This is a genomic window from Rhodobacteraceae bacterium S2214, from assembly GCA_025141675.1.
Classification (GTDB): Bacteria; Pseudomonadota; Alphaproteobacteria; order Rhodobacterales; family Rhodobacteraceae; genus Yoonia.
In genome coordinates this window covers 1,773,220-1,785,729 of the sequence record CP081161.1, presented here as the reverse complement: position 1 = coordinate 1,785,729, position 12,510 = coordinate 1,773,220, and the positions used below count along the sequence as shown (strand labels likewise).

At 55.7% G+C, this 12,510-nt stretch carries 11 protein-coding genes; 1 reads left to right on the top strand and 10 read right to left on the bottom strand.

Going from position 1 to position 12,510, the window contains the following annotated elements; all coding sequences use genetic code 11:
• Both urtB and urtA read right to left on the bottom strand, forming a co-directional pair.
• Entirely contained in the window at nt 1-1,926 is a 1,926-nt protein-coding gene (gene urtB / locus K3729_08925) for an urea ABC transporter permease subunit UrtB (GenBank protein ID UWR00867.1), read from the bottom strand.
• A gap of 72 nt (nt 1,927-1,998) precedes the next feature.
• The gene (gene urtA / locus K3729_08920; GenBank protein UWR00866.1) at nt 1,999-3,279 is read right to left on the bottom strand and encodes an urea ABC transporter substrate-binding protein; all 1,281 of its coding nucleotides are present in this window, start codon (nt 3,277-3,279) and stop codon (nt 1,999-2,001) included.
• A 137-nt stretch (nt 3,280-3,416) separates the two neighbouring features.
• Between urtA and K3729_08915 the strand changes: the two genes are divergently transcribed.
• Nucleotides 3,417-3,641 (top strand): hypothetical protein, encoded by a 225-nt coding sequence (locus K3729_08915; GenBank protein UWR00865.1) that lies wholly within the window; start codon nt 3,417-3,419, stop codon nt 3,639-3,641.
• A gap of 508 nt (nt 3,642-4,149) precedes the next feature.
• On the opposite strand, the gene K3729_08910 is transcribed toward K3729_08915, so the two are convergent.
• From K3729_08910 to K3729_08875, 8 genes are all read right to left on the bottom strand, one after another.
• Entirely contained in the window at nt 4,150-5,160 is a 1,011-nt protein-coding gene (locus K3729_08910) for an XdhC family protein (GenBank protein UWR00864.1), read from the bottom strand.
• Entirely contained in the window at nt 5,153-5,605 is a 453-nt protein-coding gene (locus K3729_08905; GenBank protein UWR00863.1) for a carbon monoxide dehydrogenase subunit G, read from the bottom strand. Before K3729_08905 ends, K3729_08910 begins: the two co-directional genes overlap by 8 nt.
• A gap of 137 nt (nt 5,606-5,742) precedes the next feature.
• Nucleotides 5,743-6,525 (bottom strand): XdhC family protein, encoded by a 783-nt coding sequence (locus K3729_08900; GenBank protein ID UWR00862.1) that lies wholly within the window; start codon nt 6,523-6,525, stop codon nt 5,743-5,745.
• Nucleotides 6,522-7,703 (bottom strand): VWA domain-containing protein, encoded by a 1,182-nt coding sequence (locus K3729_08895; GenBank protein UWR00861.1) that lies wholly within the window; start codon nt 7,701-7,703, stop codon nt 6,522-6,524. Before K3729_08895 ends, K3729_08900 begins: the two co-directional genes overlap by 4 nt.
• Nucleotides 7,700-8,575 (bottom strand): MoxR family ATPase, encoded by an 876-nt coding sequence (locus K3729_08890; GenBank protein ID UWR00860.1) that lies wholly within the window; start codon nt 8,573-8,575, stop codon nt 7,700-7,702. The genes K3729_08895 and K3729_08890 overlap by 4 nt, the downstream gene beginning before the upstream one ends.
• Nucleotides 8,576-8,620: 45 nt before the next feature.
• A complete protein-coding gene (locus K3729_08885; protein ID UWR00859.1) occupies nt 8,621-11,047 on the bottom strand; it encodes a carbon-monoxide dehydrogenase large subunit in 2,427 nt (808 codons plus the stop codon).
• Nucleotides 11,044-11,538 carry a (2Fe-2S)-binding protein gene (locus tag K3729_08880; protein UWR00858.1) on the bottom strand — a complete coding sequence of 165 codons (495 nt, stop codon included), beginning with the start codon at nt 11,536-11,538 and terminating at the stop codon, nt 11,044-11,046. The genes K3729_08885 and K3729_08880 overlap by 4 nt, the downstream gene beginning before the upstream one ends.
• An 11-nt stretch (nt 11,539-11,549) precedes the next feature.
• Nucleotides 11,550-12,404 (bottom strand): xanthine dehydrogenase family protein subunit M, encoded by an 855-nt coding sequence (locus tag K3729_08875; protein UWR00857.1) that lies wholly within the window; start codon nt 12,402-12,404, stop codon nt 11,550-11,552.
• Between the last annotated feature and the right edge of the window lie 106 nt (nt 12,405-12,510).

The window sequence follows — 12,510 nt, the reverse complement described above, 5'->3', positions numbered from 1 at the left end:
TCAATCTCCTGCCGCCCGACCTTTGAGGGCGACGATACCCTTCGGCCTAAATTGAATGAAAAGGATTACAAACAGGATCATGTAGGTTTGCGCGGCCAGCGTGTTGGACGGGTTGAACCATTCAATGCCTTTCTGACCAAAGCCGATCATCGCAGCCCCTGCCAGCGTGCCCCAGACATTGCCGACACCGCCGACAACCACGGTCATGAAGCTTTGCACGATGTAATCTGAACCCATCTCTGACGTCACCTTGGCATAAAGCCCGATGGCGACACCTGCGATACCCGCGATGCCTGATCCCAAGCCAAAGGTCAGCATGTTGATCTTGGCGGGATTGATCCCCATCGACGCTGCCATGCCGGGGTTTTGCGTCACGGCACGAACTTCAAGGCCCAATCGCGTGCGTTTCAGGATATACAGGATCAGCCCGAGGAAGATCAGCGCGAGCACGAAGATCGCGATACGAATGTAGCTGATCTGGATCACGTCATTGACGACCCAAGCACCAGCAAGCCAGTCAGGCGACGTCAGCGGACGCGCCTGTGTACCGAAGATGTTCTTAGCAAGCTGTTGCAGCGCTACTGAAATACCGAAAGTCGCCAGCAGTGTTTCCAACGGACGGTCATAAAGCCAGCGGATCACCAGCCGTTCCATCGCCACGCCTGCAGCGAAGGTCACAGCAAAAGCCACAGGAAGCGCCACGATGATCGACACCGTGTAATTCGGAATGAACAACTGTACGACGTAACCTGTATAGGCCCCCATCATGATGAATTCACCGTGGGCCATGTTGATGACGCCCATCACGCCAAACGTAATCGCAAGGCCAATAGCGGCCAGAAAGAAGATCGAGGCCAACGACAGCGCGTCCAACGTCAGGTCGGCCACTTGAGCAGTGCCAACGCGAGTTTCTACAGAAGCTAACGCTGCCTGAGCAGCATCGGTAATCGCAGCGTCATCTTCGTCATAGGCCTCGTAAAACACATGTGAATTCAGCGCGACGTCGCGGGTCAGATCTGTGATCAATGTTGGGGCAAGACCCGCCGTCGACAACGCGGCATAAGCTCTTTCGCGCAACGCGGGGTCCGACAATTGCGCTAGTGGGACACCGCCCACGCGGCCGTCGGTGATGTTCGCCTCTAGTGTTTGGCGAATTTCTGCAGGCGTTTGCTTAGCTGGTGCCAACCCCGCTTCGACCAAAATGGCGTACGACTCTTCGGGTGCATCAAACGGGTCGATGATCGTCGCAACATTGACGTCGGGTGCCTCGACAGCAACGCCCATCTTGCTGCTTAGAATCTGGTTTAGGACTGCACGCGCTTCGACTGTTGTGTCTTTCGACAGGCTTTCAATTGCGGCGATACGCGCATCGGTATCATCAGCAAACCGGGCCTGCATGAAATTAGCGACTTGGACTTTGCGTGCTTTCAAAACCGCGTCCGCTTCACCTTCTATCGACGCAAGTAACGGGGCCAATTGGCTGGCATCAGGTCTGCGGGCGATGGAGGCGACGGCTGCAGTCCGGCGGTCGAGATCAGGATCGCTCAGTTGGAACTGGACAAGTGCTGTCCCGATCAAGCGACGCACGCCACCGTTTGGTTTAATCTGGCTGTAATTATCGGCGGGCGCGGTACCGGTGTCATCGGTATCCACGGACGCCCAAGTCAGAACATCATCGTCTTCAGCACCGAAATAGAACAGACCATCTTGGCCCTGCCAAACTTCCTTTTCAGCCCACTTTTCAAGGAACACGGTTACCTGCGGCAGACCGCTGGCGGCCAGATCATCCAAAACGACACTCACCGAATTACGGGATGGTTTGGCGACTTCTTCGGCGTGGGTTTGGAGGATGGATTGAAGGTCTTGCGCGGTAGCGACGCTAGCAAAAGAGACGAACATCAAGACTGCGGTCAGAAAACTGCGCATGATCAACTTTCGGAAATTCAGGGGGGTATTACGAAAAATGCAGGCGGGATGTCCCCGCCTGCATTGGTCAACTTAGTAGTTGGATGTCAGCTGAACACAGGTCTCTGTTTCAGTGTTGTACATGCCGCATTCCAGATCTTTCCAATCGGATTTCAGAACAGCGGATGCTGGCAAGAAATCTGTCCATGCATCGCCCGGTACTTCAGTAGTCTGGGAGATGATGTCGAACTGACCGTCTGCTTGGATTTCACCAATCAGAACTGGTTTTGCGAGGTGGTGGTTTGGCAACATCACCGCTGTACCGCCAGTCAGGTTCGGGAATTCTTGACCGTACATGGCTGTGCGAACCGCATCCACGTCAGTTGTTTCTGCCGCTTCAACCGCGTTCACCCACATGTTGAAACCGATGTAGTGGGCTTCCATTGGGTCGTTTGTTACGCGCTCTTCGCCAGCAAAAGCTTTCCATGCCGCGATGAATTCTTCGTTCGCGTCGCTTTCTGCAGACTGGAAGTAGTTCCATGCAGCCAAGTGACCAACAAGGTTAGATGTGTCCAAACCGGATAGCTCTTCTTCACCCACAGAGAACGCAACAACTGGGATATCGTCTGCAGAGATACCAGCAGCGGCCAGTTCTTTGTAGAAGCCGATGTTCGCGTCGCCGTTGATGGTGGAAATCACGCCAACCTGCTTACCGTCTTCGCCAAGTGCGACAACGTCAGCAACGATCGTGGCCCAGTCAGACTGACCAAAAGGTGTGTAGTTTACGAAGATATCCTCAGCAGCGATGCCTTTGTCCATCAGGTAAGATTCAAGGATGTTGTTTGTTGTACGCGGATACACATAGTCAGTGCCCAACAGCGCGAATTTCTCAACACCAAGCTCTTCGAGGAAATAGTCGGTCGCTGGGATCGCCTGCTGGTTTGGCGCAGCGCCTGTGTAGAATACGTTTTTGGAAGACTCTTCGCCTTCGTACTGAACTGGGTAGAACAGCAGGCCGTTCAGTTCTTCGATGACTGGAAGAACCGATTTACGGGAAACAGATGTCCAGTTGCCGAAGATCACGTCAACTTCGTTCACTGTCAGCAGCTCGCGTGCTTTTTCAGCAAACAGCGGCCAATCGGATGCAGGATCAACAACAACCGCTTCCAGTTCACAGCCCAACAGACCGCCTGCAGCGTTTTGCTGGTCGATCAGCATCAACATCGCGTCTTTCAGTGTTGTCTCGGAAATCGCCATGGAGCCGGACAAAGAGTGCAGAACGCCAACCTTGATGGGATCTGCACATTCAGCAGCAGCTGCACCAGCAAGGCCCAGCACGGAAATAGATGTGAGCAGAGTATTTCGAATAGTCAAAGGATAAACCCCCAAGTTGTTTCGCTACGCTCGAGCCTTCCATCGCTAGGCAATGGTGGATCAGAGTGATAGTCAGGGACCGCAGCTCTTTTGTTGCAGCCATGCGAAGGTCGTTATCTGCCAGGATGCACCTTCGCGTGGCACTGAATGCCCTTTCGGACATCGAGACCTTCACCATTGGTTCCGCGAAAATGAAGATGATCCTGCGTGAACGGGTGACAATACGCGGTAGTTTGCTGAAAATTTCACCAACGTTAAACTTATCGGCTAAAAAATGTGCACAAATCCATCATGCAGATAAAGCGCCTGCGCCTAAAATTACCGCAGTTTCGAATGCGATCGCACTGCTTCGCAGCATTTAATGTTTCCGCATCGCAGGCGATTTCACTGCCCCCCCCCCTCATTGCAGCCTTCGGATCATGGGACGGTAAAGGAACCTTGGCTTCAGGCATAAAAAACCGCAAATCAGCTGACCCTAAAGTTAACCAGCTATCCCTTCGCGCTGCAAACTATCTATTCGCGGTGTTTAAATTCGCCGCCCATCTGCGATGTTAAGGACATGAGCCAATAAGTAGTTTCGGAGAATTCGCCCCAAAGCGATCAAATCAACAAGGGCCTAGAATCGACGCAGACACAAAGGTTTCTAGGGACCTGTTTGATAGTATCTCCTACGTTACCCTGTCAAAAGCAGCGGGGACCGGAAGAAATGAACAACAACTCACACGCAGACGTCATAACCAAGGGACGGGGGATCGACGTTTGATAGGAACAAGAGCGGGGACGACACCCTCTTGATCCACGAGGAAGGGCACGATTGACGCAGGTACCGGCGTGGATCGTGCCCTTACCTATTTTTAGCACATTGTTTTGTTAAGCGTCGACACTGTCGGCCCGCGCGACCACTTGCGGGGCCCTGTCAGGGCTAGATCCGAAACTAGCGTCGTCGTTGCATGGCAAACACCGCTCTATAGCGACTGGCCTGTGCGCCACGATTTGCGCCAACGCTGAAACAGCAATCAACGGCGCTTCGCGTAGTGACGGCACAAGCCCGATTGGCCCCTGAACGCGGTGCGCATCAGCAGCAGTCACGCCCATCGCAATAAGTCGTTCGATGCGCGCCTCATGTGTTCTTCTGCTGCCAAGGCTACCAATGAAGCAGGCCGATGACGTCAACGCGGCCTGCAACAGCGCAGGTTCCCAATCGTGGTCGTGGAACAGCGTTAGAAAGGCCGCGTATGGGTCCAGCCAGTCAGTCCGCACCGCAGCTTGTGTCGATTTCAAATGAACCCCGCCTGCGCCAGTGATTGTCGCCAAGTCATCCAGATCCTCTTCGTCAGGAGACATAAGCCGGACCTGAAAACCGGAAGCCACACCAAGTTCAGCCATCGCGCGGAAAACCGCGCCGCGTCCAGCGAGCACCAATCGAAACTGCGGTGCATACCGAAACGACAGCGTCGGTGCCCCAACGACTGGCAAGGTAGATCGCAAAATTGTCGGGCGACGGTTTTCAAGATCGCGATGCGCCGCACTAAGCGCGGCAATGTCTGGCGTCGGATCAATCAAGATATCCAAAGCGCCACCGCACGGCAGGGACAGGTCCGCAAACTGCGACCCCTTACCATACCGGACCAGTTTCTTTTCGGACGTACGCAGCGCCTCTATCGCCTGGAACTGGATATCTTTGTCGATACAGCCGTTCGACAGATAACCAACCATTGCGCCCGTCTCGCCGACAAGTGCTAATGATCCTTCGTCGCGTGCCGCCCCACCTTCGATCCCCACCGATGTGATTAGGGCAAACGCCCTGCCCTGTGCCGTTAAGTGTGCGGCATGGGCGATCACATCGCTGGGGTGTTCGATATATGAAATTGCTTTAGGCAACGGGTTCTTGATCCATCACATCAGCAAAGGATTTAAAGAACTTTGCGGCCAGTTTCTTGGCAGTGCTTTGGATCAGACGGCTCCCTAATTGGGCAAGCTTTCCACCGATTTCAGCCTTTGCTTCGTAGCGTAGAATTGTGGTATCACCATCCGCCGTCAGCGTCACATCCGCGCCGCCCTTTGCGTGGCCCGCAGCACCACCGTTGCCTTTGCCCGTCAATGAAAACGCATCAGGCGCGCCAGTTGTGTCTAGCACAACATCGCCGCTGAACTTCGCCTTTACGGGGCCGACTTTCAGCACAACTTTGGCTTCGAGTTCATTGTCGGAATGCATGATCAGTTCTTCGCAGCCCGGAATGCATTGCTGCAGAATCTCTGGGTCATTCAGCGCGGCATATACGCGGTCTTTTGGGGCGTTGATGACGATCTCATCGGCGAGTTCCATGTTTATATCCTATTCTAACAACAAGGGAATTTGATTTGAGCAAGCTGTTCGACCTGCTCTGGTGTCGGGGCCACGCGTGCACGGAGACGGATCAGCTTTTTCCAAAGTCTCTTCATTTCAAAACCTCCGGTTTGCCGCTAAACAGCATCAACTTTGACGGACCTACGCCGTACACTGACCAGCTCCGCCAAAATCGACAGCGCGATTTCTTCAGGGGTCACGGCCCCGATATCCAGACCGGCGGGGGCTTTGACCGCGTCAATCGTTGACCGGTCGAACCCTGCGGCCTCAAGCTTGTCCGCCAATGTCGCAAATTTGCGTTTGCTGCCGACAAAAGCCACGTGCTGCGCATCTGCCTGCAATGCTTCGGTCAGCGCATTCATGTCACCTTGGCCCTGCGTGGCAATGACCACGACCTTCTGCCGCGCTGTGCCCGACCCATCCGCGATCTCGGCCGCTGGTGTCCAATGAAACTGCGGCGCGATCCGGATCAACGCCTCGGCCACGGGTGAACCACCCAGCACAACCAATTGCGGCATCGGCAGGCACGGCTCAATAAAGATGTCGACAGTGCCGCGTGACGGGCAGCCGTTTCGCGCAAACTTGGTCCCGTCGACTTCGTCACCTGCCGCCACACCACGTTCTTCAAGCAGGTCTTCGGGGGCTACAGACACAAGCTGCGGTTTGCCTGATTGCAGGGCATCCACCGCGGCGCGTTTCACCGCGCCGCGCGTACAGCCGCCGCCCAGCCAACCATGCAAGATTGTCCCATCGGCACCCAACAACGCCTTCGCGCCCGGCTTTGCAGCGGTCGCGCCAGCCGTCCGCACGATCGTCGCAAACGCAAAAGGTTCGTCATTCGCCCGCAGTTTTTGGGCGACATCGGCAAGGTCCACAGATTGGATTTCGGCAGGTGTCATATTCTCGTCAACTCCTGTTCCAGTGCCGCGAGATCGGCCAAGGTATTTGCAGGCGCGAACAGGTCCAGATGGTGCAGCGCGGCTGCCATCCCTTCGGCCACCGGCGCGTAATCACGCCATGCCTTCAACGGGTTGAGCCAGATAACCCTGCATCCACGCTTTTTGATTTTCGCCAAGGCTGCATCCATAATTTCAGGCGCAGAGGTGTCATAACCATCCGACAAGATCAGCACGACAGATCGGCCATCAACGAACCTTTTGGCATAGGTATCCGCGAAAAGACCCAGCGACGGTCCGATCTTTGATCCTCCACCAAAGCCATCGGCCATCAACGACATCCGTCCAATCGCGCGCATCGCGTCTTTGTCGCGCAACGCTTCGGTTATCCGCACAAGACGGGTGTGAAACAGGTACGCATCAGCCGCCGTATCCGCCCGCATCAACCCCGACAAAAACGCGAGAAAGACCTGCGCATAGACCGTCATTGATCCGGATACATCGCAAAGCGCGACGATCTTGCGGGTCCGGTCGGGGCGTTTCTTGCGCAGCAGGCGCACAGGTTCGCCGCCCGTCGCAAGACTGTGCCGGATGGTTTTGCGGAAATGCAGGCGGTCGCCTTTGCGGGCCGCGATCCTGCGACGCGACCGTCTATCGCGAAGTGCGGCACCCAACCGCCGCGCCACTGCTTCGGCCTCTGCAATATCCTCTGGGCGCACGAGATCACGCAGGTCCTTACGGGACATGTTCCGCAGTTCCGTCGCGATCAGCTTTCCCGTCCCGTCGCTGTTCGCATCACCCTGTCCGTCATCCGGCGCAGTGACCGTCCCGCTGGTACTTGCATCTTCGCCCTGCCCGTCGCGCGATGAATGCACATCGTCACTGGCTGTCGCGGTCGGTGTTTTGATAACTTTCTGCTTCACCCGCCCCGCGTCCATCCAATAGGCGTCAAACAACGCGTCAAAGCGTGTCGCTTCATCCTTGCAACCCGTGCAAACAGCCCGCAATGCGCGACGCGTTTCTTCCGGAGCCGCTGCATTCACATGCGTGAGCGCCGCCAGCGACAAATCCGCTTCGGCCACGCCCAACCGCAGCCCGTTTTCACGCAAATGCGCAATAAAGCCCGACACCCGGGCCGCGGGTCCCGGATCACGTCCAGCAAAGCGCGTCACACGGGTCATGCGGCGCGTCCCGCGATACGCCCTGCAACTTCTTTCGTGATCTGGGCTTGGTCGTTTTGCGTCTTCAACAAGGTCGTCAACGTCGATTGCAATACCACCGGATTATCCGTCAAATCCGCAATGCCAAGCCCCATCAAGGCCGCAGCAAAGTCGAGCATTTCCGCCACGCCCGGTGTCTTGTCCAATTCTTCTTCACGCAGCTTTTGCACAAACCCGATCACTTGGCGTGCGAGTTGGTCCTCAACATCGGGGCAGCGCGCCTTCAGGATCGCAAGCTCCGTTTCGCGGTCAGGGTAGTCAACATACGTATACAAACAGCGACGACGCAACGCGTCCGACAGATCGCGCGTGCCGTTGGACGTTAAGATCACCATCGGCTTGGAAGTTGCTGTTATCGTTCCCAATTCAGGGATTGAGACCTGATAGTCGGACAGAATTTCTAGCAAATAGGCTTCGAACTCTTCATCAGCCCGGTCGATTTCATCAATGAGCAATACAGGTGGCACATCCTGCGTGATCGCCGCCAACAACGGTCGTTCCAACAGAAAGTCCCGTGAGAATATTCGATCCTCAACGGCTTTACCTGTCTCGCCATCCTCTGCAGCAGCGCGGATTGTCAGCAACTGCCGCTGGTAGTTCCATTCGTAAATCGCCTGCGCAGCATCCAGACCTTCGTAGCATTGCAACCGCAGAAGCTGCGTGTCTTTGACAGCCGCTAACGTCCGTGCAACTTCGGTTTTGCCGACGCCAGCTGCACCTTCCAACAACAACGGCCTGCCCAACGCCAACGCCAATTGCAACGCAACGGCGAGGTCATCAGAGGCAACATAACCCTGTCGCCCAAGAGCGTTTTGTAAATCTGTCCAAGTCATATGAGCGTGCGCAGGGTCGACGCGATGCCGACCCCGCCCCCTTTCCTAGTCGTGCAAGCCAAGCTTGTTGGCTGTCTGCCAAATCCGCCAATGATCATGCGGCATGTTCGTGTGCGTGTTGCCAAACGGGCGGAACGCATCCTGCACAGCATTCGAGAAACACGGCACACCACCCACATGGGGGCTTTCACCTACGCCTTTGGCCCCAATCGGGTGATGCGGGCTTGGGGTCACGGTATAGTCGGTTTCGTAATTGGGGACCTCCCAGGCCGTTGGCAGGAAGAAGTCCATCAACGTACCCGTCTTACAGTTGCCCATATCGTCGTAAGCAATTTCCTGCCCCAACGCGACGGCAAGTGCTTCTGTCAATCCGCCATGAACCTGCCCTTCGATAATCATCGGGTTGATCCGCGTGCCGCAGTCATCAAGCGCATAGAAACGGCGGATTTCAGGGACACCTGTGTCCACATCGATGTCCATCACACAGACATAAGCGCCGAATGGATAGGTCATGTTCGGTGGATCGTAGTAGCTGACCGCCTCAAGCCCCGGTTCAATCCCCGGGATCGCTTGATTGTAGGCGGCAAAGGCGATTTCCTTCATCGTCTTGAACTTTTCAGGCGCACCCTTAACCACGAAACGATCCACATCGAATTCCACGTCATTGTCGTGCACTTCGAGCAGATAAGCCGCGATCATCTGGGCCTTCGCCCGGATTTTCCGACCAGCCATAGCCGTCGCAGCACCCGCAACAGGAGTGGACCGAGACCCGTAGGTTCCAAGCCCGTAAGGTGCCGTGTCGGTGTCGCCTTCCTCAATCGTGATGCTGTCCGCTGGCAAACCAATCTCGGACGCAAGGATTTGCGCAAACGTTGTTGCGTGTCCTTGCCCCTGTGAAATCGTCCCAAGCCGTGCAATCGCGGATCCCGTTGGATGGATGCGAATTTCGCAGCTATCAAACATGCCAAGGCCGAGAATATCACAGTTCTTGACCGGACCTGCGCCGACGATTTCAGTGAAGAACGACAGACCGATTCCCATCAGTTTGCGGGTCTTACCCGCTTTGAAATCTTCGACACGCTGCGCCTGTTCGGCCCGCAGACCTTCGTAATCAACAGCCTTCAGCGCCTTATCCCACGCCGTGTGGTAATCGCCGGAATCGTATTCCCAACCAAGGGCGGCCGTATACGGGAACTGTTCCTTTTTAATAAAATTGATCCGGCGCAGTTCAGCTGCATCCATGTTCAACTTGATGGCCAGAACCTCGATCATCCGCTCGATGAAATACACAGCTTCGGTGACCCGGAAAGAGCAGCGGTAGCTCACCCCACCCGGTGCCTTGTTTGTGTAGACGCCGTCTACCTCTAGATAGGCGGTCGGGATGTCATAAGATCCCGTACAGATGTTCATGAAACCTGCAGGGAATTTCGTCGGGTCGGCGCAGGCGTCAAAGCCGCCATGGTCCGCCGTTACGTGACAATGCAGCCCTGTGATCTTGCCTTCCTTGGTGGCCGAAATCTTGCCTGTCATGTGATAATCACGCGCAAACGCGGTGGTCATTAGATTGTCCATGCGGTCTTCGATCCATTTGACAGGTTTGCCCGTCACGATGGAGGCCACGACCGAACACACATAGCCCGGGTAAGCGCCAACCTTGTTGCCAAAGCCCCCGCCGATATCAGGCGAAATCACGCGGATGTTGTGTTCCTCGATCCCTGAAATCAGCGACACAATCGTCCGGATTGCGTGCGGCGCTTGGAACGTGCCCCACAGCGTCAGCTTGCCGTTCACTTTGTCCATCGATGCCACACAGCCGCAGGTTTCCAACGGGCATGGATGCGTGCGGTGGTAATACATGGATTCTTCGGCGACGATGTCGGCTTCGGAAATCACTTGTTCGGTCGGTTCTTTGTCGCCCGCATCCCATGTGAAAATATGGTTGTGGTGTTTGCGCGGACCATGTGCACCGTCAGGAATTGACCCGTCCTCGGCCACCAGATCTTCACGCAGAACGACGTCAGATTTCAGCGCCTCGAACGGGTTCACAAGAACCGGTAGTTCTTCGTAGTCAACTTCCACAAGTTCGATCCCGTCAGCGGCGGCATAGCGATCTTCGGCCACGACAAACGCGACTTCTTGGCCTTGGTACAGCACCTTGCCGTCCGCCAGAACCATTTGCTTGTCACCGGCAAGCGTCGGCATCCAATGCAGACCAAGCGGTTCCAGATCAGCAGCTGTCAAAACAGCCAGAACACCTGGGACTTTCAGCGCCTCTTCTGCGTTGACCCCCTTGATGCGTGCGTGAGCATAAGGTGACCGGACAAAGTCGCCAAACAGCATTCCGTCTAATTTCACGTCATCGACGTAGTTGCCTTTTCCTTGTGTGAAACGGGCGTCTTCAACGCGCTTGCGCGAACAGCCCATGCCTTTCAGATTAGCGACCCGTTCGTCGCGTGTGACTTCGTCTTTCATTCTGCGGCCTCCTTGGCTGCATTCATCTCAGCGGCGGCGGCTTGGATGGATTTCACGATGTTTTGGTAGCCTGTGCAGCGGCAAAGATTGCCAGCCATGCCAAAGCGGATTTCTTCTTCCGTAGGATTAGGAATGTCCTCTAACAGCTTGGTTGCACGGGTAATCATGCCCGGGGTGCAGTAACCGCACTGTAGCCCGTGGTGTTCTTTGAATGCGGTCTGCAATGGATGCAGGTCATCCGGTCCACCGATGCCTTCGATTGTTGTGACCTCTGCGCCGTCCGCCTGCGCGACGAACATCGTGCAGGATTTCACCGACTTGCCGTTGATCGTGACAGTGCAAGCCCCGCAGTGGGACGTCTCACAGCCGATATGCGGCCCCGTGATGTTCAGCCGCTCGCGCAGCGTGTAGATCAACAATTCGCGTGGTTCGGCGAGGAATTCCTCTGCCTTCCCATTCACGTTCAGTTTGATGTGCATTTTGTCTGACATGTTCTGCCCCCTTACGCCCGCGACCAAGCGCGTTCGATGGCACGGCGCAAAATGACGCCCGCCACGTGTTTCTTGAATGCGATTGGACCGCGGTTGTCTTCGGTCGGATCAATGTCGTCCAACATCGCGGCCATTGCGGCCTTGATCGCTGCATCGTCCACCGTCGTGCCAACCAGTGCTGCCCCTGCCGCCTCAGAGAAGATCGGCGTATCACTCAGGTTCGTCATCGCCACACTTGCAGCGGTACAAGTGTCGCCGTCTTTGACGATCTGCACTGCGGCAGCGGCTGTCGCATAATCACCGATTTTGCGTTTTTGCTTTTCGTAGGCGTAGCCACCTTTCGGCATTGGGATCGTCACTGCTGTCAGAACTTCTTCGTCATCGCGTGCGGTCATGTAGGCCGCTTCGTAAAATTCGCGTGCAGGTACGTCGCGTTCACCGTCCGCGCCGATCAAGGTAAAGCTGGCATCAAGGCACTGCATCAGACCCGGCATATCGTTGCCCGGATCACCGTTCGCGACGTTGCCGCCAACAGTCCCCATGTTGCGGACCTGAGGATCGGCAATCTGTAACGCCGCTTCCTGTAGGATCGGTGCTGCCGTCTTAAGGCCATCGTGATTGATGATATCCGTCTGTGTGATCATCGCACCGATGCGGATGCTGTCGTCGGTGATGGTGACTTCCGACAACCCGCCCACGTCTTGCAGGTCGATCAGATGTGGCACGTCAGCCATGCGCAACTTCATCATCGGGATCAGGCTGTGTCCGCCTGCCATGACGCGCGCATCGTCCCCGTGTTCCTCAAGAATTGCCAATACCCCGGCCATATCCTTGGGTCGATAATATTCGAATGCCGCTGGAATCATCGGCTCTCCTCCCTAAAAGCAAATGTTCTTCTTGCAGTGAGGTGAGCATGCGGCCGTATACGCTGGCTTGTGAAAACCCATGAAAAACAGGTTTATTGCACGAAAT

Coding starts and splice junctions, on each gene's coding strand:
- K3729_08895 (UWR00861.1), bottom strand. CDS start 7,703: ATGACCCGTGTGACGCGCTTTGCTGGACGTGATCCGGGACCCGCGGCC.
- K3729_08890 (UWR00860.1), bottom strand. CDS start 8,575: ATGACTTGGACAGATTTACAAAACGCTCTTGGGCGACAGGGTTATGTT.
- K3729_08885 (UWR00859.1), bottom strand. CDS start 11,047: ATGAAAGACGAAGTCACACGCGACGAACGGGTCGCTAATCTGAAAGGC.
- K3729_08905 (UWR00863.1), bottom strand. CDS start 5,605: ATGGAACTCGCCGATGAGATCGTCATCAACGCCCCAAAAGACCGCGTA.
- K3729_08880 (UWR00858.1), bottom strand. CDS start 11,538: ATGTCAGACAAAATGCACATCAAACTGAACGTGAATGGGAAGGCAGAG.
- K3729_08875 (UWR00857.1), bottom strand. CDS start 12,404: ATGATTCCAGCGGCATTCGAATATTATCGACCCAAGGATATGGCCGGG.
- K3729_08900 (UWR00862.1), bottom strand. CDS start 6,525: ATGACACCTGCCGAAATCCAATCTGTGGACCTTGCCGATGTCGCCCAA.
- urtB (UWR00867.1), bottom strand. CDS start 1,926: ATGCGCAGTTTTCTGACCGCAGTCTTGATGTTCGTCTCTTTTGCTAGC.